Origin of the sequence: Enterococcus termitis, assembly GCF_001730305.1 — a bacterium.
In the GTDB taxonomy this organism is placed as follows: Bacteria; Bacillota; Bacilli; order Lactobacillales; family Enterococcaceae; genus Enterococcus_L; species Enterococcus_L termitis.
In genome coordinates, this window is sequence record NZ_MIJY01000002.1 from 93,719 (window position 1) to 115,030 (window position 21,312).

General features: G+C 37.5%; 20 protein-coding genes. 17 read left to right on the plus strand and 3 right to left on the minus strand.

Annotated elements, in window-relative coordinates:
- The first annotated feature begins 81 nt into the window (after positions 1-81).
- The 12 genes from recR (at position 82) to BCR25_RS03520 (ending at position 10,796) form a co-directional block, all read left to right on the plus strand.
- Complete coding sequence (recR, locus tag BCR25_RS03465; RefSeq protein WP_069662226.1) at positions 82-678, plus strand: recombination mediator RecR; 597 nt, start codon at positions 82-84, stop codon at positions 676-678.
- A gap of 239 nt (positions 679-917) precedes the next feature.
- The gene (gene tmk, locus BCR25_RS03470; protein ID WP_069662227.1) at positions 918-1,562 is read left to right on the plus strand and encodes a dTMP kinase; all 645 of its coding nucleotides are present in this window, start codon (positions 918-920) and stop codon (positions 1,560-1,562) included.
- A gap of 14 nt (positions 1,563-1,576) precedes the next feature.
- Entirely contained in the window at positions 1,577-1,906 is a 330-nt protein-coding gene (locus BCR25_RS03475; RefSeq protein WP_069662228.1) for a cyclic-di-AMP receptor, read from the plus strand.
- Between the two features lies 1 nt (position 1,907).
- On the plus strand, positions 1,908-2,858 hold the full coding sequence (gene holB, locus BCR25_RS03480) for a DNA polymerase III subunit delta' (RefSeq protein WP_069662279.1): 951 nt from the start codon (positions 1,908-1,910) through the stop codon (positions 2,856-2,858).
- Positions 2,859-2,873: 15 nt separating this feature from the next.
- Positions 2,874-3,713 carry a PSP1 domain-containing protein gene (locus BCR25_RS03485; RefSeq protein ID WP_069662229.1) on the plus strand — a complete coding sequence of 280 codons (840 nt, stop codon included), beginning with the start codon at positions 2,874-2,876 and terminating at the stop codon, positions 3,711-3,713.
- Positions 3,706-4,062: a DNA replication initiation control protein YabA gene (locus tag BCR25_RS03490; RefSeq protein WP_069662230.1), complete on the plus strand. Its 357-nt coding sequence runs from the start codon at positions 3,706-3,708 to the stop codon at positions 4,060-4,062. Before BCR25_RS03485 ends, BCR25_RS03490 begins: the two co-directional genes overlap by 8 nt.
- 158 nt (positions 4,063-4,220) lie before the next feature.
- On the plus strand, positions 4,221-5,084 hold the full coding sequence (rsmI, locus tag BCR25_RS03495; RefSeq protein ID WP_069662231.1) for a 16S rRNA (cytidine(1402)-2'-O)-methyltransferase: 864 nt from the start codon (positions 4,221-4,223) through the stop codon (positions 5,082-5,084).
- Positions 5,085-5,376: 292 nt separating this feature from the next.
- Positions 5,377-6,594 (plus strand): ammonium transporter, encoded by a 1,218-nt coding sequence (locus tag BCR25_RS03500; RefSeq protein ID WP_069662232.1) that lies wholly within the window; start codon positions 5,377-5,379, stop codon positions 6,592-6,594.
- Between the two features lie 11 nt (positions 6,595-6,605).
- Positions 6,606-6,947 carry a P-II family nitrogen regulator gene (locus BCR25_RS03505; protein ID WP_069662233.1) on the plus strand — a complete coding sequence of 114 codons (342 nt, stop codon included), beginning with the start codon at positions 6,606-6,608 and terminating at the stop codon, positions 6,945-6,947.
- A 232-nt stretch (positions 6,948-7,179) separates the two neighbouring features.
- The gene (locus BCR25_RS03510) at positions 7,180-8,157 is read left to right on the plus strand and encodes an HD domain-containing protein (RefSeq protein ID WP_069662234.1); all 978 of its coding nucleotides are present in this window, start codon (positions 7,180-7,182) and stop codon (positions 8,155-8,157) included.
- Between the two features lie 39 nt (positions 8,158-8,196).
- On the plus strand, positions 8,197-9,321 hold the full coding sequence (gene dinB, locus BCR25_RS03515) for a DNA polymerase IV (protein WP_069662235.1): 1,125 nt from the start codon (positions 8,197-8,199) through the stop codon (positions 9,319-9,321).
- 62 nt (positions 9,322-9,383) lie between these two features.
- The gene (locus BCR25_RS03520; RefSeq protein WP_069662236.1) at positions 9,384-10,796 is read left to right on the plus strand and encodes a cryptochrome/photolyase family protein; all 1,413 of its coding nucleotides are present in this window, start codon (positions 9,384-9,386) and stop codon (positions 10,794-10,796) included.
- 45 nt (positions 10,797-10,841) lie between these two features.
- On the opposite strand, the gene BCR25_RS03525 is transcribed toward BCR25_RS03520, so the two are convergent.
- The 3 genes from BCR25_RS03525 to nrdD all read right to left on the minus strand — a co-directional run bounded on the left by BCR25_RS03525 (position 10,842) and on the right by nrdD (position 14,872).
- Positions 10,842-11,615, minus strand: coding sequence for an SDR family oxidoreductase (locus BCR25_RS03525; protein ID WP_069662237.1), 774 nt, complete (start codon positions 11,613-11,615; stop codon positions 10,842-10,844).
- A 308-nt stretch (positions 11,616-11,923) separates the two neighbouring features.
- Positions 11,924-12,526: an anaerobic ribonucleoside-triphosphate reductase activating protein gene (gene nrdG / locus BCR25_RS03535; RefSeq protein WP_069662239.1), complete on the minus strand. Its 603-nt coding sequence runs from the start codon at positions 12,524-12,526 to the stop codon at positions 11,924-11,926.
- 153 nt (positions 12,527-12,679) lie between these two features.
- Complete coding sequence (gene nrdD, locus BCR25_RS03540; RefSeq protein WP_069662240.1) at positions 12,680-14,872, minus strand: anaerobic ribonucleoside-triphosphate reductase; 2,193 nt, start codon at positions 14,870-14,872, stop codon at positions 12,680-12,682.
- Positions 14,873-15,180: 308 nt separating this feature from the next.
- On the opposite strand from nrdD, the gene BCR25_RS03545 reads away from it, so the two are divergent.
- The 5 genes from BCR25_RS03545 to dltB all read left to right on the plus strand — a co-directional run bounded on the left by BCR25_RS03545 (position 15,181) and on the right by dltB (position 21,304).
- Positions 15,181-15,948, plus strand: a complete 768-nt coding sequence (locus BCR25_RS03545; RefSeq protein ID WP_069662241.1) for an ABC transporter ATP-binding protein — start codon at positions 15,181-15,183, stop codon at positions 15,946-15,948.
- Positions 15,938-18,019 (plus strand): ABC transporter permease, encoded by a 2,082-nt coding sequence (locus BCR25_RS03550; protein ID WP_069662242.1) that lies wholly within the window; start codon positions 15,938-15,940, stop codon positions 18,017-18,019. Before BCR25_RS03545 ends, BCR25_RS03550 begins: the two co-directional genes overlap by 11 nt.
- A gap of 404 nt (positions 18,020-18,423) precedes the next feature.
- Complete coding sequence (locus BCR25_RS03555) at positions 18,424-18,573, plus strand: teichoic acid D-Ala incorporation-associated protein DltX (protein WP_069662243.1); 150 nt, start codon at positions 18,424-18,426, stop codon at positions 18,571-18,573.
- Positions 18,574-18,590: 17 nt separating this feature from the next.
- Positions 18,591-20,102 (plus strand): D-alanine--poly(phosphoribitol) ligase subunit DltA, encoded by a 1,512-nt coding sequence (gene dltA / locus BCR25_RS03560; RefSeq protein ID WP_069662244.1) that lies wholly within the window; start codon positions 18,591-18,593, stop codon positions 20,100-20,102.
- Positions 20,099-21,304 carry a D-alanyl-lipoteichoic acid biosynthesis protein DltB gene (gene dltB, locus BCR25_RS03565; RefSeq protein WP_069662245.1) on the plus strand — a complete coding sequence of 402 codons (1,206 nt, stop codon included), beginning with the start codon at positions 20,099-20,101 and terminating at the stop codon, positions 21,302-21,304. Before dltA ends, dltB begins: the two co-directional genes overlap by 4 nt.
- The last annotated feature ends 8 nt before the right edge of the window (positions 21,305-21,312 follow it).

Here is a 21,312-nt window from a genome sequence, read left to right on the forward strand (position 1 = left end):
GATCGGATAAGAGGCACTAGCTATTCTGTGCCTAAGCGATTATAGACTAGCTACGTTTTACGAAAGGAAGTATAAAGAAATATGCATTATCCTGAACCTATTGCTAAATTAGTTGAAAGCTATATGAAATTACCGGGTATTGGTCAAAAGACAGCGGTTCGTTTGGCTTTTTATACACTTGATATGAAAGAAGAAGATGTTAATGCTTTTGCCAAAGCCTTGATCAGTGTGAAACGTGATCTGCATTTTTGTAGTATTTGTGGAAATATAACAGAAGAAGATCCCTGTGAAATTTGTCAGGATAAATCTAGAGACCGCAGTATTATTTTAGTTGTCGAAGAGCCGAAAGATGTGATGGCGATGGAAAAAATGCGGGAATATCATGGATTGTATCATGTATTGCATGGTGTTTTGTCTCCAATGGAAGGAACTGGACCGGAAGATATCAACATTGCTCCCTTGATCCAGCGCTTGCATGATGATGAAGTGAAAGAAGTGATTATTGCAACAAATGCAACGACAGAAGGAGAAGCGACAGCTATGTATCTTTCTCGTTTGATCAAGCCAGCAGGTATCATTGTTACTAGGCTAGCACATGGCTTATCTGTAGGCAGCGATATTGAATATGCGGATGAAGTGACACTTTTAAAAGCAGTCGAAGGACGACGAGAGCTTTAAAAAAACAGCAGCCGAAAGACTGGCGGCTGTTTTTTATTTTTTAACTTAATTAGAGAAGTAGTTGTGTTTGTAATACGTTTTCAATTAGTGTAAAGTCAGATGCTCGCTTCTATTTTTGCTTCATCCTCGTCCCTGTGTTCATCAATAAATTTTTAATAATAAGGAATTCAATTAGACTGATTGTGACAGATAAAGTATAATAGATAAAAGGAATCAAAGTAAGTTAGGGGATTAGTAAAGTGCAAGGTATTTTTATAACGATCGAAGGACCAGATGGTGCTGGAAAAACAAGTGTGTTAAATGAATTATACCCAAGATTGGATCTAGCAGCAGAAAAGAGTATTGTCAAGACGAGAGAGCCAGGCGGGATTCCGATTGCTGAGAAGATCCGTAAAATCATTTTAGACCCAAAAAATCAAGAGATGGATGAACGGACAGAGGCATTATTGTATGCTGCAGCTAGACGTCAGCATTTGATGGAAAAAGTATTACCTGCACTTGAACAAGGAAAAATCGTTCTATGCGATAGATTCGTAGACAGCTCTTTGGCTTATCAAGGAGCAGGACGGCGGATCGGAGTTGAGGCGATTGCATCGATCAACGAATTCGCGATCGAAGGAACTGTTCCAGATTTTACCATCTACTTAGATGTAGATTCTGATACGGGGCTAAACCGAATAAGAAATAATCGACAGCAGCAGATTGATCGATTGGATTCTGAAGGTTTGGAATTTCATCAGCGTGTACGCCATGAATATTTAAAACTAGTTGAAGACAATCCACAGAGAATCACAAAAATCGATGCGAGAATGAGTTTAGAGAATGTAGTAGAAGCAACATTCCAAGCAATTGTAAATCGTTATCCAGAATATTTTAGAAATTAGGAAGGTGTTTGATTATGAAAATTATTTTAGCGATTGTTCAAGACAAAGACAGCAACCGTTTAGCCAATGAATTTATTGATGCTAATATTCGTGCAACAAAACTTTCTTCAACCGGCGGCTTTTTAAAAGCTGGAAATAGCACATTTATCGTTGGGATCGACGATGAGCGTGTAGAAGAAGCGTTAGAATTGATCAAGCAAACCTGCCAGTCTCGTAAACAATATGTGTCCACTCCTGTGACCTTAGATATTACGATGGACGGTCAAGTACCTTATCCTGTAGAGGTCGAAGTTGGAGGCGCAACAGTGTTTGTCCTTCCAGTTGAAGGATTCCATCAATATTAATATGAGTGAAGCGAAATGTTTAAGTGAGCAGCAGCCGTTACTTTACCAACAACTTCAAAAAAGTTTTGAGCATGGTCGTCTTGCCCATGCTTATCTTTTTGAAGGAGATACAGGAACTGGTAAACAAGAATTCGGTTTGTGGATGGCGAAGCATGTTTTTTGTACTAATTTAATCGAAAATACTCCTTGCAATCAATGCAACAACTGTTTACGAATCAATGAAAATGAACATCCAGATGTTCTGCGAGTGGCGCCGGACGGTCAAACAATCAAAGTAGATCAAATCCGTGCCTTAAAAGCCGAATTTAGCAAAAGCGGTGTAGAAACAGCTCAAAAAGTTTTTTTGATTGAACAGGCAGATAAAATGAGTGTTGGTGCAGCCAACAGCTTATTGAAATTTTTAGAAGAGCCCGAAGGAAAAATACTGGCTATTTTAGAAACTACGTCGCTGGCAAAAATTTTACCAACGATTCAGTCCCGCTGTCAGGTGTTGCATTTTCAGCCGCTTGTGAAAGAGAAATTAGTTAATACTTTAATAGAATCAGGCATCAGCAAAAATAGTGCAACTCTTTTAGCAGAACTCACAAATAGTTTCGACAAAGCAGTTGAAATATCGCAGGATGAATGGTTTAATGAAGCTAGGGAAATTACGCAGCAATGGTTTGATTATATGATCAAAGATGATCTACAAGCCTTTGTTTATGTTCAAAAAAAGATGGTCAAAGTCTTTAAGGAAAAAGAACAGCAAGCGTTGAGTTTCGATTTATTACTTGCATATTACCGTAAACAACTCGTTGATAGTGTGTCTCAAGAACAGCTGAAACGTGTGATTGAACAACAAGCACAACGGATAGAACTGATTTTAAAGGCACGTCAAAAATGGGAAGCCAATGTTAGTTGGCAAAGTGTTTGCGAGCAATTAGTGATACGAATGATCCACCCTAAAACCTAAATTAGGAGGAAGAAAATGGTAGAAGTAGTAGGAGTTCGCTTCCGTGAAGCTGGTCATATCTATTATTTTGCTCCTGGAAAATCAGAGTATTTTTATAACGAAAAAGTTCTTGTGGAATCGCAGCAGTCTAAACAGCTGGCCACAGTTGCAGTACCTAAAAAAACAGTCGATCCAGAAGACTTACCAGAAGAGTTAAAACCCATTTTAAATAAAGCATCCGAATCTGATTTGGAAAAAGAACAGAAAAATGTGGATGATGCTCAAGCTGCGTTAAGCGTAGCCAAAGAAAAGATTCGTGCGCATGAATTAGAAATGAAATTGATCCGTGTGGAGTATACCTTTGACCGCAGCAAAATGATTTTCTATTTTACAGCGGATGGACGAATCGATTTTCGTGAGTTAGTTAAAGATTTAGCGGCGATTTTCCGTACAAGGATCGAATTGCGCCAAATCGGAGTTAGAGATGAAGCGAAAATTTTAGGCGGCATTGGACCTTGTGGTAGACAGTTATGCTGTTCGACATTTTTAGGTGATTTTATGCCAGTTTCGATCAAAATGGCAAAAGATCAAGGACTGTCATTGAATCCTGTGAAAATTTCTGGTTTATGCGGGCGCTTGATGTGTTGTTTAAAATACGAAAATGACGAGTACGAAGCAGCGAAAAAAGAACTGCCGGATTACGGCAAAGATGTAATGACACCAGATGGAAAAGGCCGAGTAGTTGGGCTAAATCTTTTAAGCAGAATCATTAAAGTACGTTTAGTTGGACGTGAAATTGCGGTCGAATATGAGTACGAAGAGATCAAAGAAGCAACAGAAAAAGCTCAAGCTGAAAAAGGTGATCAGAATGGATAAGCGTTCTTTATATGATGGACTGAGTTCTCTTGAAACAGATTTACAAGGAACGTTGGGACAATTATCCGAAATCAAAGAAGCATTGCATGAGTTAGTTGAAAAAAATACCACACTTGAAATAGAGAATCAGCGCTTGCGGGAGCATTTGCAGGAAGTGACGAAGCTAGCAGCAGATGCTAACGATCTTACTGATCCAGCGAAGCAAGAACTTTCTAAGTCTCGTATGAACTTGGAAAAACTCTATGAAGAGGGGTTTCATGTATGCAATATTTTGTACGGCTCTCGTCGTGAAAACGATGAAGAATGTGCCTTTTGTCTAGATGTTATTTATGGTGAACGTTACAAATAAATCATTGAAATGGATAGTGTGGGGCAAAACGATTGAATCGTTTTGACTCACACTTTAAATCTGAATAAGGGATGAAAGAAAGAGATTTTCTTCAGAACGAATTACTTTTGTCCCGACCGTATTCTGCATGGAATCTATAATACAAAAAAGGAGACAGTATGCAAAAGCAAAAAAGTTTCGATTCATCTGGTCTCGGACAACTATATTTAGTACCTACACCGATCGGAAATCTGGAAGATATGAGTGTTCGCTGCATCCGGATGTTGAAAGAGGCAACTATAATTGCGAGTGAAGATACTAGAAATACACAAAAATTATTGAATCATTTTGAGATTTCCACTCCTCAAATCAGTTTTCATGAACATAACTATAAAGAACGGATTCCCCAGTTTATTGCGCGATTAGAAGCAGGAGAAATAATTGCTCAAGTCAGTGATGCAGGGATGCCGTCAATCAGCGACCCAGGGCACGAGCTAGTAGCAGCGTGTATTCAACACAATATCAAGGTAGTTGCTTTGCCTGGACCAACCGCAGGAATCACAGCCTTGATCGCATCAGGTTTATTACCGCAGCCGTTTACTTTCTATGGCTTTTTACCTAGAAAGAAAAAAGAGCAGATGGATACGTTAGAGCAGTTAAAGCAAAATAAGCCGACTCAAATCTTTTATGAATCGCCTCATCGAATTGGAACAACTGTCAAACATTTTGCGGAGGTTTTTGGAGAAGAGCGCCATGCGGTAATTTGTCGAGAGTTGACAAAGCTGCATGAAGAATATTTGAGAGGTACATTGGCAGAATTGAGCGATTATTTGTCAGAGCATACGTTAAAAGGTGAATGCTGTCTATTGGTTGAAGGATTTACAGGAGAAGTAATAGAGCATGAAGAGCTTAATTTATCGGTGAGAGAACACATAGAGCATTTAATCAATGAAGGATTCTCATCTAAGGAAGCAATTAAGGAAGTCGCGAAACAGAGAAAATTGAAAAAGCAGGACGTTTATAAAGAATATCATGTGGATTAGGATAGAGGCGAGAGAAAAGCATTTAGCTCCGAAGGGGTTGCTTTTTTCTCGTTTTTTATATTGTCCTAGAGTTTGTTTTGCTTGTGAGAAAAAAATCCTGATTTACTAGATATTAAAGATGAAACCGTTCTATTGGTATAGATGTCACTTTTCATTACTTAAATTGTCAGAAAAATGAAATTATTTTTCATTTTCAAGATATTTTCATTAGGAAAATGAAAAGAAGGGTGCTAAAATAACCCACAAAGCTAAAGTGAAGGTTGGCTTAATCTAGAATAATGGAGGGTTTGTTATGGAAGCGGGAAATAGTGCATTTATTTTGATTTGTTCGGGAATGGTATTTTTGATGACACCAGCCTTAGCCTTTTTCTATGGTGGTTTAGAGCGTCGCAAAAATATCCTGAATACGATGATGATGGTAATTTGTGTCATGGGATTGGCATCTGTTTTGTGGATCATGGTTGGCTATACCTTGTCGTTTAGTGGAGAAAATGAGTTTATCGGGAATTTAGATAAGTTGTTTTTCAATCAAGTGTCATTGACAGAAGGAGAGCAAATCCCGGAAGCTCTGTTTGCGGCTTTTCAAATGATGTTTGCATTGATCACGACAGCGATCATCACAGGTTCTGTTGTTGGCAGAATGCGTTTTTCAGCGATATTTTTATTCATCGGAATTTGGTCTCTTGTTGTCTATTATCCAATGGCTCATATGGTTTGGGGCGGCGGTTTCTTAGATAAAATTGGGTCGATCGATTTTGCTGGAGGAAATGTCGTTCATATTAGTTCAGGCATTTCAGGTTTAGTTTTGGCATTGGTTTTAGGACAGCGGCGAGAATATAGGCAAACAGAATATCGACCACACAACATTCCATTTGTTGTTTTAGGGGCAGGGTTACTTTGGTTCGGCTGGTTTGGCTTTAATGCAGGGTCTGCTTTGGCTGCGGATAGCTTGGCAATTCATGCGATGTTGACCACAAACACCGCAGCAGCTAGTGGAATGCTTTCATGGATGCTGTTGGAAAAATGGAAGATTGGTAAGCCAACTGTTGTAGGTGCCTGTACAGGAGCAGTTGTTGGACTCGTTGCTATCACACCGGGAGCGGGCTTCGTATCTCTTTGGAGTTCGTTTGTGCTAGGTGCACTGGTCAGTCCGTTTTGTTATTTCTTTATTTCATTCGTCAAACATAAAATCGGTTATGATGATGCATTGGATGCCTTTGGCTGCCATGGAGTTGGCGGGATTTTTGGCGGCATCATGACAGGGATTTTTGCTGATCCGGCGATTGGTGGAAAAACAGGCCTACTTTACGGCGGAACTGAATTATTTTTGGCACAAATTGAAAGTATCGTGTTTACGGTAGTGTTTGCAGGTGCAGCTAGCTTTTTAATCATTAAAGGAATTCAATTGTTGATGCCGATTCGTGTTTCTGCAAAAGAAGAAGCAGTTGGTCTAGACAGGATCGAGCATGACGAAACAGCCTATCCAACATTTATGGGATTAGATTCATAGGAGGAATTGAAATGAAAAAAGTAGAAGCAATCATTCAATTAGAAAAGTTGGAAGAATTAAAATGGAGCTTAGATAAAAATTTTGATACGACAGGGATGACTGTGACCCAAGTCTTAGGTTGCGGTAATCAAAAAGGCTTAAAGGAATATGTACGTGGTCAAGAAATCATTACGACTCTACTACCAAAGATCAATGTCAGTTTTGTTGTTTTAGATGAAGAAGTAGACACGATCGTTGCGTTGATTTTAGCTATCTGTCAAACAGGAGAAGTTGGGGACGGAAAAATTTTTGTTTCTTCAATAGAAGAAGCGATTCGAATTAGAACAGGCGAACGAGGAAAAGAAGCAATATAGCTTAAAAAGTAAGCAAGGTTACAGAATTCAGCTCCGAGAGGTAAGTTGAAGAAGTGAATTTTTATTACCGTTTATTCGGATTTCAGGTGAGTAGGATATGACTCGAAGAGTGATGTCCCGCTCATCTTTTTTTATTTTCCAGGCTATTTTCTGGAATCAGCTATAGTTGATAATGAACAAACGTTCGTATATAATGGATATAATAATAAGGAAAAGATCAGGAGAGTAGTCGATGATAGTTGGAGATAGTTTATATGGGGATGTTGAAATAGAAGAAGTTCTTGAAAAATTGATCTTATCTGATGAGATCCAGCGTTTGAAAGATGTACATATGGCGGGGCCTGCTTTTTTACTCAACCCTTTATGGAATGAGACACGTTACGAACATTCGATTGGTGTTATGTTGTTGATCAGAAAATTAGGCGGTTCACTTGAAGAGCAGATCGCGGGCTTGCTTCACGATGTATCTCATACTGCTTTTTCACATGTGATCGATTTAGCTTTAGAAAATGAAGCAGATGATTATCATGAACATATCAAGTCTGAATTACTTACACAATCAACGATCCCTGAATTGTTGTTAACATATGGCTATGATTATGAAGAGCTGCTAGTTGACGATACGAAATGGACACTTCTAGAGCAATCAGCGCCGTTATTGTGTTGCGATCGTATCGATTATACCCTAAGAGAAGTCCAGCGTTATTTTGATGTACCTGTTTCTGAAATAAAGCAATTTTTACAAGATATCAAAATAGTTGAAGGGAAAATCGTATTAAGAACAACCAAGTGGGCACTTTGGTTTATCGATCAGTATCGAAAAGTAGTGATTGACTTTTTTTATGATCCCAAAAATATTTGCAGCTATGAATGGATGGCTGATATTATTCGCCTTGCTTTAGCTGATCATCTGATTTCATTAGCTGATTTGATGGTGACAGATTCAGCATTTATGCAAACGATTCGAGCAATTGATTCACCGAATATTCAACAACTGATTCAAAAGTTAGAGGCTCCAGTTTCTTGTCTCCGTTGTACAGAAGAGGATTCCTATGATATTTATCAAAAAAAGAAAACCCGAGTTGTTGATCCATTGATTGTGAGAGATGGGAAATTAATTGCAGTATCGTTGGTTTCAGATGAAGCAAAAGAAAAAATCGAGCAGCTACGCTCTGATAGTGAAAAAGGGATTTATCTTAAGATTACGTAATAGTCGTTTAGTCAAGTTTGAGTGAAGGGAGAGAGTACGATGATCAGTGAATTACGTTTTCCCTTGAAAAAGGATACATCGCGTAAAATCATTCATATTGATATGGATGCCTTTTTTGCCTCAGTTGAAGAACGTGATCATCCCGAATTGGTTGGTCACCCGTTGGTCATCGCTCGTCATCCCAGTGATACAGGCGGCAAGGGCGTTGTGACTACGGCAAACTATGAAGCTAGAAAGTTCGGCATCCATTCTGCTATGAGTGCTCAAAAGGCCTTTGAGCTTTGTCCTCAGGCTATTTTTAAAGCTGGTAATCATCAAAAATATTCTGAAATTTCTCAGCAGATCCGTGCTATTTTTCGTAGATACACAGATGTGATTGAGCCAGTTTCGATCGATGAGGCTTATTTAGATGTTACTGTCAATAAAATCAATAGTAGATCAGCAATCAAAATCGCTAAGCTGATTCAATTTGATATTTGGAACGAGCTGCACTTAACTTGTTCGGCGGGTGTCAGCTACAATAAATTTTTGGCAAAATTGGCTTCCGATTTTCAAAAACCTAAAGGCTTGACTGTGGTGATGCCTGATGAAGCAGAAGCGTTTTTGAAAGCTTTGCCGATTGAAAAATTTCACGGTGTGGGGAAAAAGACTGTTCCTAAAATGCATGATATGGGCATTTTTACAGGAGCCGATCTTTACGATAAAGCTGAAATGGAATTGATCCGCGCATTTGGTAAAATGGGCTATTCGCTGTATCGAAAAGTGCGCGGCATCCATGATTCGCCAGTAAATATCACAAGAGATCGTAAATCAGTGGGTAAAGAACATACCTATGGGACGCCATTGACTACCCAAGCTCAAGTAACTGCCCAATTACGACAACTGGCAGAACGAGTTGAAGCATCTTTAGAACATGTTCAAAAGCATGGGAAAACAGTTGTTTTAAAAGTACGGTATGCAGATTATACAACAGTGACCAGACGTCAAACTTTACCAGAATATATTTCAAAAAAGGAGGAATTATTTTATCAGGCGAACTTGATTTGGGAAGAAGTTCTAGGCTTGGAACAAGGGATTCGTTTGTTAGGAATAACGCTAACCAATTTAGATCCGATGGCATACGAAAATATTGTTTTACCTCTATGGGAAAACGATGAAAAATAAAGCTAAGATTTCGTTAGATGTGATTTTTTATGCTAAACTCCATAATAAAGGTGGGGAACTAAATGAGTAAAATAGTTATGTGGTTTCGTAAAGATCTTCGCTTAGATGATAATACTGCATTCAGCCATTTGTTAAAGCAAAGTAAAGAAACAGATGAGGTTATGTGTATCTTTCAACTGAACCCAAGTCAGTTTATAAAAAAGAGTTACAATCATGATGCTTTCTTTTTAAGCGTGCAGACATTTTATAAAGAGCTTAGAAAAAGACAGATTCCGCTTCATTTTTTATATGGAGATCCAGAAGAAAATTTTACAGCTTTAAAAGAAACTTTTGATGATTGGGATGCTGTATATTTCAATAAAGATGAACGAGGATTTGGTAGAGTAAGAGATCAAAAACTGGCAGACTTTTTTGAGCAGCACCAGATTCAAATACATGCATATCAAGATAGTCACTTGCATGGTGTTGAAGAAATCACAAAGCCTACTGGTGAGAGCTATAAAGTATTTACACCGTATTATAAGCAATGGCAGTTGCGGTCTAAGAGACCTTACAAAAAACAGCAGGTGATCGAAAGAATTTTCCCTGAAATTGGTCATCCATTATTTGATGAAGGGAAAAAGCAATTCAATGAAATCATAAAACAAATAAAATTACCTTTTGATTATGAATGTGGTGAAACAGTAGCAGAGGATTATTTGAAAAAATTTATAACGAATGGCTTGCATGAGTACCAAAGTAAACGAGACTATCCATTAGCAGATCAAACTAGCAAATTATCTCGATTTCTGAGAACGGGTGAATTATCTATTCGTAAAGTATGGCATGCCATTCAAGCAGAACCAGAATCAACTGGCCGTCAAACATTTATCTCTGAACTTTGCTGGCGGGATTTTTATAATATGATCTATTTTAATCATCCAAAGCAAAAGGATCAAGAAATCAAAGAGCAGTACCGTGAGCTTCAATGGCATTATGATGAGCAGCTATTTGAAAAGTGGCGGGAAGGAAAAACAGGATATCCAATCGTCGATGCAGGCATGAGGCAGCTTAATCAGACTGGCTGGATGCACAATCGCTTACGTATGATCGTGGCTTCTTTTTTGACAAAAGATTTAATGATCGATTGGCGAATGGGGGAACGCTATTTTCAAGAAAAATTGATTGATTATGATTCTGCCAGTAACATCGGCGGCTGGCAATGGGCTGCTTCAACTGGAACAGATGCAGTTCCGTATTTTCGGATTTTTAATCCTACGACTCAAGGCGAAAAGTTTGATCCAACTGGGGCTTTTATTCGAATGTACCTTCCAGAGTTAAATGATTTGCCGAATGAATATATTCATTGTCCAAGTAAAATGTCAAAAAAAGTGCAAGAATCTCTAGGCTTTTATTTGGGCGATCATTATCCTAAACCCATGGTGGATCATCAAAAGATTCGTCCTGAAATACTTGCTTTTTTTAAAAACAGTTAACTCGTTGGCAGACTAAAATAAGAAAATGGAGCAGAATCTTTAGTTTTAAAGCAAAGATTCTGCTCCATCAATATATAGTTCAGTTCCAGTAATATTTTCTGCTGCTTCACTTGCTAAAAAAAATACTGCTTCAGCGACTTGCTTTGCTGTACCTGTTTCTTTTTTTAAGGGGCGATTTCCTTCTGGATATTCAACCTTTATTTGAACTTCTTTTAAGGTTTCAGCATAAGTGGTTTGCTCATTGATCGCCGTATCGATAGCACCTGGACAAATAGCATTAACTCGGATATTGTAACGGGCTAACTCTAAGGCTGCCATTTTTGTAAAGGCGATTTGTCCAGCTTTTGAAGTACTGTAGGCAGAGGCACCAAAATTATTGAAAATCCTTGTTCCGTTAATCGAACTTGTTATGATGATTGAGCCACCATTTTCTTTCAAATGAGGAATGACAAATTTAGTGCAAAGAAAAGTGCTTCTTAAATTGGTCTTCAGTGTTTGATCCCATTCGTCTATGGATAAGGACTCAATGGGAGCCCAGGTTCCATTGATCCCAGCATTACTGAAAAAGACATCCAGCCCATGTAAGCTTTCTGTTAACGCATCAAGTGCTGCTTTTAAGTCTACTTCGTTGGTTACATCGACACTGCGGCAAAAACAATCTTGTCCGTCTTTTTTTAATTCTTTAGCGATCTTTTTCAATTTTGCTTGATCTGCATCAATTAAACCGACAGAAAATCCTTTTTTAAAAAATAATTTAGCAGCCGCATAACCAATTCCGGAGGCGGCACCAGTGATAATGATCTTTTTGGGTGAACGCATAGCAGTCTATCCTTTCAAAAAAATTTTTGTCTTAATAACGAAGAAGGGTTGTTTGATTTATTGTAATATAGCAGCTAAAGGAGTGCTAGCGATATGATCAAAGAAGCCTTGACCGCAACTTTACTAGTCGTATTCCAGAATCTTAAATTTCAAGTAAGTGATGAGACAAAAAAATACGAAACAAAACGAAAAATCAGTTTTGTTTCGTACTTAAAACGTAATAAACGGTGGCTAGAAGCTAGATTCCTCACAACTGGAGTAAAACTCGATGTTTGTCTCAACCTCAAACACTGTCGTCTCATCTTTTGTTAAATGAGATCCGCTTTTTTGATTTGTTCATATGCTTGTTCACCATCATGACATTTTGACCAAATTACAGCTTGACCGCAAGCCAACGATTTTTTTACATCAATGATTCGTTGATTACTACTCCCTCGAAATTGTAAATTCAAGTTTTTCTTCGATAATTCAAAACGGCCATCCACTAAAATATCAATTTTATTTAATAACTCTAATTTGTCAGCAGAATCCAGCAATAGTTCTTCAAAAGTATATCCTGACCAAGACCAAATATCTTTCTTCGTACCAAATTCTTTGTGGACACGATCGACGACAGCTAAGCAAACAGATGTATTTAAAAATGGCTCTCCGCCTAATAAAGTCAACCCCTGAACATAATCATGAGAGAGGTCTTCAATGATTTTGTCTTCTAGTTCTTTCGTAAATGGGGTGCCGTAACGAAAGTTTTGTACTGCTTGATTAAAGCAACCTTCACAGGCAAATAAGCAGCCGCTTACGTATAAGCTGTTTCGCACACCTTCACCATCAACAAAGTTAAATGCTTTATAATCAGCGATATAATTTTGACTAAGCTCATCAGCTAACCATTCGTGGGGCTTAGGATTTCTCATGGATCATCCTTCTTTCAAATAAAAACTTGAAGATCTATTTATTTCAGCACCTAAATAACTCTTTCAATCTTAAGGAGTAAAACTCCTGCGATAAAAAGCATCGCAAAATTTTCCTTCCTTAAGCTTCAAGAGCTACCCGGAGCTTTCTGCTTTTTATTTCATATGTTTTACGCGTGAAGAGATTTCTTTATGGCGTCCGTGGACCATGGGTCTTGCTTGCGGGTTACCAAGGTAACCGCAGGTACGTTTTACGACATCACATGATTTAGGATCGTGGTTGCCGCATTGTGGACATTCAAATCCGCGTTCTGTTGGATTGAAGTCTCCTTCAAATCCGCATTCGTAACAATGATCGATCGGAGTATTTGTTCCTAGATAGCCGACACGGTCATAGGCATAATCCCAAACAGATTCCAGCGCTTTAGGATTTTGTTGTAAAACAGGATATTCACAATAATGGATAAATCCACCAGAACAATATTGCGGATAATCTTTTTCAAAATCTAGTTTTTCAAACGGCGTTGGATTTTTACGCACATCATAGTGGAAGCTGTTTGTGTAGTATTCTTTATCCGTGACATTTTCCACTAATCCAAATTTTTCAGTGTCTAATCGACAGAAACGGTCAGTTAAGCTTTCACTTGGTGTTGAATAGACGCTAAAATGATAGCCATAATCATTGCCCCATTGATCTGCATGAGCTTTTAAATCTTTAAGGATAGCAAGCGTGAAATCTTTTGCTTCAGAATTTTTTTCCCACTCTCCGCCATAAAAAGCAGCAGCAACTTCGTATAAACCAATATAACCTAATGAAACAGTCGCACGTTTATTTTTGAACAATTCGTTAACGGAATCTTTTCTAGATAAACGTTTGCCGAAAGCACCATACATATATAGGATTGGTGCATTGGCTGGAATCGCTTCTTTACAACGTTCAACTCGATAAACTAAAGCGTCTTTCATAGTGTCTAAACGTTCTTCTAAAAGAGACCAGAATTTATTTACATCTCCATTCGCTTCCATTGCGATTCTAGGCAGATTCAATGTAACGACACCAAGGTTCATACGACCAACATTGATTTCTTCACCTTGTTCATCTTTCCAGCCTTGTAAGAACGAGCGACAGCCCATGGGAACTTTGAAGCTGCCAGTTAAGTCGACGATTTTGTCATAGCTTAAAACATCTGGATACATCCGTTTTGTGGCGCATTCTAAGGCAAGTTGTTTCACATCGTAGTTTGGATCAGTTTCATTTAAGTTGACGCCGCGTTTTAAGGTGAAAATCAGTTTAGGGAAAATAGCCGTACGTTTTTCACTACCTAAGCCATTGATTCTAATTTGGAGAATCGCTTTTTGAATTTCACGCTCAAACCAGTTCAAACCCAAACCAAAGCCTAGAGAAGTGAACGGTGTTTGTCCATTTGATGTGAAGAGCGTATTGATTTCATATTCTAAACTTTGCATTGCATCATAGATATCTTTTCTAGTCTTTGATTTTGCAAATTCTTCTTGGCGTTCTGTTCCATCGATCCATTCTTTGGCATCTGCAAGATGTTTTTCATAGTTTAATTCAGCAAAGGGTGCCAGTAATTCATCTACCCGATCAGCAGAACAACCGCCATATTGGCTAGAGGCAACGTTTGCGATGATTTGAGAAATTTGAGCAGTAGCTGTTTGGATCGATTTAGGCGATTCAACTTCTGCATTTCCAATTTTGAAACCATTATTTAACATGCCTTTGAAATCGATTAGGCAGCAATTCGTCATTGGTGTATACGGATGATAATCTAAATCATGGTAATGGATATCACCTTTTTGATGTGCATTGGCAACATGAGGAGGAAGCATTTTTAACCCAATCGACTTGCCTACGATACCTGCAGTTAAGTCACGTTGAGTATTGAAAACATCACTATCTTTATTGGCGTTTTCATTGACAACAGTTTGGTCCTTGTTGATCAATTTACCGATGGTGAAATTGATATCTGTCGATTTACTACGCTCAAAATCACGTCGTGTCCGATAATTGATATATTCTTCTGCAAGTTCATATTCATTTTTAGCCAGTAAAATATGCTCAACAATGTTTTGGATTTCATAAATTTTGACATTATCAGTAAATCGATCAGATATTTCTTGATCGATTCGTTCCACGATCTCTTGAATACGCTCATGAGCAAGTGGATCTAATGAACCACGGATTTTTTGTTCAGCTTTGATCAAAGCTTCGTAAATCTTCTGGTCATTAAAATCAACTAAACGCCCATCTCTTTTGACTATCTTCATCGTGTGTAATGGCGAATCAGTAGCACCCACGTCATTTTTAGTTTGCTTAATCTCCATCATTTACTACCCATCTCCTCATAAATTATTCCTTCACTATCATAAAACAATTCCTTGAAACTTTCAACTATATATAGTGTCATATTTTTATTTTCTATCACTTGAACAACTATATATAGTGTTTATTAAAAATGAAAAAAGAATGAAAACGACTGCCTAAAAGGTTTGTGGAAATTGTCACAACATTTCAGTACAAAAACGAAGAACTTTATAAAAATTTTTTTATCATTACTTAATTGTAAGAGGAATCGATGTTCACCGGCCCAAAATATTGGTAGAATAGGAACAATGAATAAACTGGAGCGAATAAGATGAAAAAAATTTTAGAAGTGAATCATTTAAGTAAGTCATATGGCTATCGAAATAATAAAGTTCAAGTCCTAAACAACATTTCTTTTTCTGTCGATCAAGGTGAATTTGTTGGCATTATGGGTCCAAGTGGCGCGGGGAAATCTACTTTATTGAGTACCATTTCAACAATTGCATTGCCTTCGACTGGAACGGTGCGTATTGATGGACAGGATATATTAAAAATGCGCAACGATCAAATCAGTGATTTTCGTCGGAAAAAATTAGGATTTATTTTTCAGGATTTCAATTTGTTGGATACCTTAAATGTCAAAGACAATATTTTACTGCCGCTGGCGGTCGATCGCATTCCACTTGAAAAAATGGAACAGCGTTTGACGCATGTTGCTAGTGTTTTAGGGATCGAACAATTATTAAAAGAGTTTCCCAATACGATTTCGGTAGGTCAAAAGCAGCGAGTTGCCGCTGCCAGGGCTTTGATTACTGAGCCAAAAATCATCTTTGCGGATGAACCTACTGGCGCTTTAGACTCTAAATCAGCAGCTGAACTTCTCCAATATATGACAAACATGAATTTGGAAGACGATGCTACGATCATGATGGTAACCCATGATCCTTATACGGCAAGTTACTGCAATCGAATTTTGTTTATTAAAGATGGGGTAATTTTTTCAGAGGTCGTTCGTCAAGGCTCTAGAAAAGATTTTTTCAATCGCGTGATCGATATGCAAGCAACGATTGGTGGAGGTGGTCGTGCCAATGATTTTTAAGTTGTCTTGGAAAAATTTCAAAGGACAGTTTTTGAATTATTTAGTTTATTTTGTGAGCATGACCTTTGCAGTCGTTGTGTATTATTGTTTCAGTGCAATCACTTATAATCGGTCTTTGGCAAACAGAGTTGGGCAAGAGATCCATATTAATGGAGCGATGAATTTAGGCGGCATTTTAGTCGTGATCATGATTTTAGGTTTCATGTTTGCGGCGAATCATTTCTTTTTACTAAAACGCAGAAAAGAAATCGGTCTTTATCATTTGATTGGTATGAAAAAAAGGCAAATATCTTTGTTGTTTTTTACTGAGACATTAGTTTTAGGTGCTGTTTCTTTAATTACTGGGTTATTTTTAGGTGTGATCTTCTCAAAACTATTTTCCATGATTTTAGCTAAAGCAATGTTTTTACAAGTAGAAAGCTTATTTTTTATTTCGATCCCATCGATGATTCAAACGAGTGTTGTCTTTGTTTTTATGTTGCTGGCAGTTTCTATTCGAAGTACCTGGTTGATCTATCTGTACCAAGTGACGAATTTATTAAAAACGGAAAGTAAGCAAATCAGCGAGTTGGATCGTTTTTCTAAGATAAAAGCTGTTTTGGGCGTTCTTGGTGTGTTAATGATTGGTTTAGGGTATCTTTTGTCCTATAATGTCGTTCGTTTTGCAACGTTTTTGATGAAAACAAAGATTGGTTTTGCTGGTTTTCTTATTGCTCCGCTGATCATTTTAGTTATTTGTGTAATAGGTACTTATTTATTCTTTAAATATACGATGTTTTTGACTGTGCGGCTGTTTGCAAAGAACAAATTCAATTACTATCGGCATTTAAATATGGTCGCTATTGGCAATACCAAATTACATGTGACAAGAGTGAGCAGTACGCTATTTGCAGTTACTATTTTTATTGCGATTGCTTTAGGGATGATTGGAGGAGCGGCTTCTTTTTATACAATTGGAATGAATTCGGTGAATATAATAGCACCGAATGATTACATTGTAGCTGAGGAGGACTTCGGTAAATTGATGGCAACTATCAAAGCAGAACCAGACACATCAGTAGCATCTTCAGTTAAATTAGATTATAAATTGACAGGCAGCAAATATAGTTTGAAAATTGGTCAAGATGATAGTGAAAATGATGTAAGTCCAGTCAATATATTAGCCCTTTCAAACTATCGTGAATTTCAAAAATACAATCCTTACTTAAAAAATATCGAATTAAAAAAGCCAAATGATTTAGTTGTCTTGGACAGTATTTTGAACACGTTTGATGGTTTCATTCGTTATGGTTCGGAATTTATTTTTTCAGAGAATATCACGTTTCATATTTCTGATGTTCGTCCAGATTATTTAGGACAGGATTTACTGCGTTATAATTTTCCAACGGTGATTATGACAGATGAACAGTACGATAATATAGATTCCGGATTGATCTACTCTGTTTATGCCATAAATGTTGAGTCAAAGAATGAAGAAGCGCTGTCTAATAATGTAGCTGAAACAATAAAACCGCAATGGATTACCCCCATTTACTATAAATATCAGTGGAACGATGGCAAAATTGAAGGCTATATGTCGAAGAAAAGTCGGGAACCTGAAAAAAGAGAAACACAGGTGTATTCTCCTTCAGATGAACAGGAATATTGGAAGTTAAATTATACTAATCGTTTTTCAGATTTGAGATACAAAAGACGAGAAATGGGACTATTTATTTATGTAGCGATGTTTCTTGGTATTTTAGCCTTGATCATTACAGGAAGTATTCTAATGCTCCATCAATTTTCAGAAGCAGAAAGAGAGAAAGAGCGCTACGATCTCTTAAAAAAAATCGGGATTTCTGAAAAGGAAATCATCAAGCTCGTCTATCAACAAAACAGCATCATCTTTTTCCCGCCAATGATTATTGGTGTACTTCACGCAAGTTTTGCTATATACGTTTTTAGTAAAATCATTACCAGCTCGGGGTATTGGTTAGCGTACTTAGCATGTGGTTTATTGATTTTAGTCTATCTAGCTTATTATTTTTTGACATCAGCAATATACACTCGTATTGTACGTGGGAAAGACTAAGTGTGATAGTGGTTAAAAAATGGAGTAAGTGAAAACTTTGCTTCATTTTCTAACCATTCAAGTATATAATAAGAAAATATGATTGAGGCATAACATCATGAGAGACAACCCCGTCATTTGGAATCCTAGTAAAAACTTCTATCGTGACCTCAAAAAATTGACGCGGAACTTAATCTTTTCTTATAAAATAGATGAGTTGAAACAATACATTTCTAGCATTTCCAAATACTCAATCCAGGGTAGGACAGAGCTTACGTCTTTTGTCCGCCTTTTTTATGCCGAAGTGACAAAACTGTTAGTATAAAAGGGTGTTTTGTTAGCGGATTGGATTTGCTTTTTTAGTTGATTTTATTACAATGACCTTACAAAAAACGTAGTGGTTGAAAGTTTAGGAGGGATAAAAAATGAAACAATTTTTTGCTAGACCTAATGTCCAATATTGGAGCAAATTCATTGGAAAAACCATTTTTTATTTTGGCATCTTACTGATGTTGATTTACTTGTATCATTATAAAAATATTGATGGTGGCTCATTTATTTATAATGAGTTTTAGAAAGGAGCGACATCAAAATGATTTCTGATGTTATAAAATCGATTGATCGATGGGCGTTGAAAGAACCGAATCGCCCTGTATATATTGAGGCCGATCAAACATATACTTACGGAGAACTGAAAAGTTATTCTGATGCTATCGCTGCATACTTGCAGCAAAACATAGAGCGGTCACGTCCAATAGTTGTTTATGGAGAACTTGAATTTGAAATGCTAGCATGTTTTCTAGGCGCTTCAAAAGCAGGACATGCATATATACCAATTGATGCTCATACTCCTAAGGAGCGTGTAGAAATGATTTTAGCTGTTGCTGACCCAGCGCTGGTTTTCTCAATAGGAGAATGGCCCTTAGCTAATACTGATCCTGCTATCGTTTCCTTGAAAAAAATAAAAGTGATTTTCAAAGAAACTACATCAACAGACGATTTTAAACCAATCGAAGGTTCAGAAACCTATTACATTATTTTCACTTCTGGGACGACAGGTGTTCCTAAAGGAGTTCAAATCAGCCATACAAATTTGCTAAGCTTTGTTCAGTGGGCTTTGTCTGATTTTGGTATAACAGAAGGGATGCGCTTTTTATCGCAAGCTCCTTACTCCTTTGATTTGTCTGTGATGGATTTATATCCAGCTTTAGTATCTGGAGGCTCACTGACTCCCATGCGTAAAGAGGTCATCAATGATTTTAAACAGCTCTTCAAGACACTACCTGAACTGGAAATTGAAGTGTGGGTTTCAACGCCATCATTTATGGATATTTGTTTGATGGAGCCAACGTTTAATCAAGAAAATGCAAAAAGTTTGAAAATTTTCTTGTTCTGCGGAGAAGAACTCACCAAGATGACGGCACAAAAATTATTGGAGCGTTTCCCAGAGGCACATATATTTAACACCTATGGTCCAACTGAAGCTACTGTAGCAATTTCTAGTGTTGAAATGACTAAAGAGTTGCTCCAACAATATGACCGAATCCCCATTGGCAAGGTAAAGCATGATACAAATGTTTATATCATGAATGAAAATGAATTGTTGCCTGAGGGCGAAGTGGGCGAAATTATTATCGCAGGTCCTAGTGTGTCCAAAGGATATATGAACAACAATGAAAAAACAGCAGCCGCTTTCTTTGCTTATCAAGGACAACCTGCTTACCGCACAGGTGATGCTGGAAAAATACAAGAGGGCATGTTGATTTATGAAGGTAGAATTGATTTTCAAGTGAAAATGCATGGCTATCGGATTGAGCTTGAAGACATCGATCATCATTTAGCAAGTGTTTCTTATGTAAAACAGGCAATGGTTGTTCCTAAATATCATGAGCATAAAGTCCAGCAGCTAGTGGCCTTTATCGTTGCCCACCCTAATGATTTTGAAAAGGAGTTTAAATTGACGAAAGCGATCAAAGAAGAATTGGGTCGTTCAGTGATGGATTATATGATTCCGCAAAAATTCATTTACGTGGAGCAATTACCGCTAACACCAAATGGAAAGATCGATCGGAAAGGATTGATGAATGAGGTGAACGCAACATGATGGGCTTTCCACACATGATTCCATACGCGAATCCACTTTATTTTATCTATTTATTGGTTGCATTAACACCAATGATCGTAACATTATTGCTGAAAGGAAAGCGCTGGTCATGGTATCAGGTGCTTGTTACTTTATTTTTCTTGTATATGAGCTTTGGCGGGGAGGATTGGAAACAAGGGATTGCACTGATTGGTTATGTTATTTGGCAGACGATCCTTGTTTGGTTTTACTTTCACTATCGTCAAAAACAAAACGCAGCTTCTGTCTTTTACTTAGCAGTCTTTTTAGCTATTTTACCATTAGTATTGGTCAAGGTCGTTCCGTTTGTTTCAGGTCATGCTTCAATACTGGGATTTTTGGGCATTTCCTATTTAACATTTAAATCGGTACAAATCATCATCGAGATGCGGGATGGGTTGATCAAAGAGTATCATATTTTTAGATATATTCAATTTCTTTTGTTCTTTCCGACTATTTCTTCCGGACCAATCGATCGTTATCGCCGTTTTGAAAAAGATGTAGTAAATCCGCCAACTCCAGAAAAATACGTTGATTTCTTAGGCAAAGGAATCCACAATTTTTTTCTTGGCTTTTTATACAAATTCATTATCGGTTATTATTTTGGGCAAGTATTGATGCCTGTGGCTGCAAAAATAGCTGTCAAAACTGGCGGCTTTTCGTGGGCGTTAGTTGCTTACATGTATATTTACAGTATGTATTTGTTTTTTGATTTTGCTGGTTATAGTTTATTCGCAGTTGGGACGAGTTATTTGATGGGTTACGAGACACCAGTCAATTTCAATAAACCTTTCTTGAGCTGGAATATCAAAGAATTCTGGAATCGTTGGCATATGACGCTGTCGTTTTGGTTCCGTGATTATGTCTATATGCGCTTGATGTTTACATTGATCAAAAAGAAAGTGTTTAAAAGTCGAATTGTGGCTTCAAATGTCGGTTACTTTGCCCTATTTCTATTAATGGGTGTTTGGCATGGCTTGACCTGGTATTATTTAGCCTACGGTATGTATCATGCCGCGTTGATTTGCTTGACGGATGCTTGGCTGCGTTTTAAGAAAAAGCATAAAGAAAAAATTCCGTCAAATAGATGGACACATGCATTCGCAGTGTTTTTGACCTTTAATGCTGTATGTATTAGTTTCTTGATTTTTTCAGGTTTTTTGGACACATTGTTTTTTAAATAAAATATAGA